This window comes from Thiolapillus sp. (genome assembly GCF_048562965.1).
GTDB classification, from domain to species: domain Bacteria; phylum Pseudomonadota; class Gammaproteobacteria; order Chromatiales; family Chromatiaceae; genus Thiolapillus; species Thiolapillus brandeum_A.
In genome coordinates this window covers 1-2,279 of sequence record NZ_JBHNMF010000519.1, presented here as the reverse complement: position 1 = coordinate 2,279, position 2,279 = coordinate 1, and the positions used below count along the sequence as shown (strand labels likewise).

Sequence of the window (2,279 nt, the reverse complement as noted above, 5' to 3'; positions counted from 1 at the left end):
CGTTCGGAGGCCTACTTTGTTTTCCCTCTGGCGCAAGGCACGCCGGGAAAACAGTGCGGCCTCGCGGCTACTGGGGTCTACCAGCCTTCGCTTCGCTCTCCATGGCTGGCAGCGGATGCAACGGCCCCCTCTACAGAAATCCGGGGAAACACTTACTCAGTCATTCAATATTTCTGCCATGCGCCTGCCCATGTCGGCCGGTGAACGTACAACCTCCACACCGGCAGATTCCAGTGCCTGGAATTTCGCTTCCGCCGTGCCTTTGCCGCCACTGATGATGGCACCGGCATGTCCCATGCGCTTGCCGGGCGGTGCCGTCACGCCGGCGATATAGGCCACCACGGGCTTGCTTACCTCGTTCTTGATATAGTCGGCAGCTTCCTCTTCGGCTGAACCCCCGATTTCCCCCACCATGATGACAGCGTCGGTTTGATCGTCCTCCTCGAACAGAGCCAGGCAGTCGATGAAACTGGTGCCGTTGACCGGATCTCCGCCGAGACCGACGCAGGTGCTCTGCCCCAGTCCCGCCTCGGTGGTCTGATGCACGGCTTCATAGGTGAGGGTTCCGGAGCGAGAGATGATACCGATGCGGCCTGGCTGATGGATGCTGCCGGGCATGATACCGATCTTGCAGGCCCCCGGCGTGATGATGCCGGGACAGTTCGGCCCGATGAGCCGTGCCTCTGTCGACGCCAGCGCCGCCTTGACCCTGAGCATGTCCAGTACCGGGACGCCCTCTGTGATGCAGGCGATGAGCCGAATGCCCGCATCGGCAGCTTCCAGGATGGCATCTGCGGCGAACGGTGGCGGCACGTAGATCATGGTCGCATCCGCCCCGGTCTGGGCGACAGCCTCATGCACCGTGTCGAACACCGGCCGGTCCAGATGCCTCTGCCCCCCCTTGCCCGGCGTAACACCACCGACCAGTTTGGTACCGTAGGCAATGGCCTGCTCGGAATGAAAAGTGCCCTGCTTGCCGGTAAAGCCCTGGCAGATCACCCGGGTATTGCTGTCGATCAGTATGCTCATATTCGTTTCCCGTCAGGCTCTGGCAACGGCCACGGCCTTCTGCGCGGCCTCGGTGAAGTCTTCGGCAGTGATGAAATCCAGGCCGCTCTGTTGCAGCATCGCCAGCCCCTGGGAGGCGTTCGTGCCCTGCAGGCGCACCACCACAGGCACCGGCATGCCGAGGCTTTTCACCGCCGTGATGATGCCTTCGGCGATCAGGTCACAGCGCACGATACCGCCAAAGATATTCACCAGCACCGCCCTGACCTTGCTGTCCGAAAGAATGAGCTTGAAAGCCTCGGTCACCCTTTCCGCCGTGGTACCACCACCAACGTCCAGGAAATTGGCCGGCTCTCCGCCCTGCAGCTGCACCAGATCCATGGTGGCCATGGCCAGTCCCGCACCGTTTACCATGCAACCGATATTGCCATCCAGCGATATATAGTTGAGGTCATGTTCTGCCGCTGCCGCTTCTCTTTCATCTTCCTGGGAGACATCCCGCATGGCCTTGATATCCGCGTGGCGGTACAAGGCGCTGTCATCAATGTTGATCTTGGCATCCAGGGCCATCAGTCCGCCATCGGCAGTGACGATCAGGGGATTGATCTCCATCAGGCTGACATCCTTTTCCAGGTAGAGACGGTACAGTGCCGACAGGATCCTGCCGAAAACCTTTATCTGGTCACCTGACAGGCCCAGACCAAAAGCCAGGTAACGCCCCTGGTAAGGCTGCAGGCCGGCGGCAGGATCCACCACCGTGGTCAGTATCTTCTCCGGTGTTTCGGCAGCCACTTCCTCGATGTTCATGCCGCCGGCAGACGAAGCCATGAAGGTGATGCGCGAGCGGGCACGGTCCAGCAGCACGCCAAGATACAGTTCCCGGCGAATGTCGCTGCCTTTCTCCACCAGCACCTTTTCCACCGGCAAGCCCTGGGGTCCGGTCTGACGGGTTACCAGCTGCATGCCGATAATACTGCCTGCTGCTTCGGCCACCTCATCCGGACTCCTGACCAGCTTCACGCCACCCGCCTTTCCCCTGGCGCCGGTATGCGCCTGGGCCTTGACCACCCATGCATCACCACCCAGGGCCTTCGCGGCAGCAACGGCTTCATCGGCGCTTATCGCCACCCGCCCCTGCGGCACCGGGATGCCATATTCGGTAAACAGCGCCTTGGCTTGATATTCATGCAGATTCATTCTTGTTCTCCAGGTTTTCACTGGTCTGGTTGGATAAACCATGCCCTTCGGCACCATCCGTATTCTACAACCAG

3 protein-coding genes are annotated in these 2,279 nt (G+C 60.7%); 1 reads left to right on the top strand and 2 read right to left on the bottom strand.

Annotated elements, in window-relative coordinates; genetic code table 11:
* Nucleotides 1-204 (top strand): hypothetical protein (locus ACOCD2_RS17170; RefSeq protein ID WP_293647172.1); only part of this gene is annotated, 204 nt, incomplete at its 5' end.
* Here ACOCD2_RS17170 and sucD read toward each other — a convergent pair.
* Nucleotides 157-1,029 (bottom strand): succinate--CoA ligase subunit alpha, encoded by an 873-nt coding sequence (gene sucD / locus ACOCD2_RS17165; RefSeq protein WP_293647170.1) that lies wholly within the window; start codon nt 1,027-1,029, stop codon nt 157-159. The genes ACOCD2_RS17170 and sucD overlap by 48 nt on opposite strands.
* 12 nt (nt 1,030-1,041) lie before the next feature.
* Nucleotides 1,042-2,205 (bottom strand): ADP-forming succinate--CoA ligase subunit beta, encoded by a 1,164-nt coding sequence (gene sucC, locus ACOCD2_RS17160; protein WP_293647168.1) that lies wholly within the window; start codon nt 2,203-2,205, stop codon nt 1,042-1,044.
* Nucleotides 2,206-2,279: the final 74 nt, after the last annotated feature.